Raw genomic sequence first — 265 nt, forward strand, 5'->3', positions numbered from 1 at the left:
GATCCGCAGCGTGCGGCCACCAGTGGCGCCACCCCGCTGTCGGCGGCGGTGAGCATGCGCCAGACCGCCATCGTCTCGGCCCTGCTCGATGCCGGCGCGCAGCTCGAGCACCGCCTGCCCGGTGGCGTCACCGTGCTGATGCTGTCGGCCGCACTGGGCCTGCCGGACATCACCGCACGCCTGCTTACCGCCGGTGCCGACATCCGTGCCAGCGATGCCCAGCAACTGGCGCCGCTGCACTGCGCCGCGCTGTATGGCTTCACCG

1 pseudogene is annotated in these 265 nt (G+C 72.8%); it reads left to right on the forward strand.

Going from position 1 to position 265, the window contains the following annotated elements:
* Positions 1-265 (forward strand): annotated as a pseudogene (locus ACX6XY_RS30350) (hypothetical protein); the annotation flags it as partial.

Source organism: Streptomyces sp. O3, from assembly GCF_054788135.1.